A 651-nucleotide genomic window follows, 5' to 3' on the forward strand; every position below is an offset into this window, starting at 1 on the left:
CCCCGGCCTCGACTGGGCCCGCAACCGCGCCGCCCTTGAGGCGCGCGGCGAGATCGTCGCGTACACCGACGACGACGTCGCCGTGGACGAGGGCTGGGTCGCGGCGCTCGCGCGCGTCTTCGCGGAAAACCCCGCCGTGATGTGCGTCACGGGTCTCGTCGTCCCCTACGAGCTCGACACCGAGGCGCAGGTGCTGTTCGAGACGTACGGCGGCTTCGGGCGCGGCTACCGGCGCCGCTGGTACGGCGTGGACGCCCGCGGCGGCGAGCTCGCGGGGTTCAGCATGGCGGGCGCCGGGAAGTTCGGCACGGGCGCGAACATGGCGTACCGCCGCTCGCTCTTCGATCGGATCGGCTTCTTCGACCCCGCCCTCGACGTCGGCACCGTCACGAACGGCGGCGGCGACCTCGAGATGTTCTTCCGCACCGTCAAGGAGGGGCACGTGCTGGTCTACGAGCCCTCGGCGATCGTGCGCCACCGCCACCGCCGCGAGTACGCGAAGCTCCGCACGCAGATCGCGAACAACGGCGTGGGCTTCTACGCGCACCTGGTGCGCTGCGCCGCCCACTACCCCGAGGAGCGCGCGGGGATCGCGCGGCTCGGCGCGTGGTGGTTCGCCGAGTGGAGCCTGGGCCGCCTCGTGAAGTCCTA

The 651-nt window shown here is 72.5% G+C and carries 1 protein-coding gene; it reads left to right on the forward strand.

Annotated features, from left to right (window positions below):
- Positions 1–651: glycosyltransferase (locus tag DEIPI_RS39235; RefSeq protein ID WP_045233859.1), on the forward strand; the 651-nt coding region annotated here is incomplete at both ends.

The organism is Deinococcus pimensis DSM 21231 (assembly GCF_000519345.1).
Taxonomy (GTDB): Bacteria; Deinococcota; Deinococci; order Deinococcales; family Deinococcaceae; genus Deinococcus_A; species Deinococcus_A pimensis.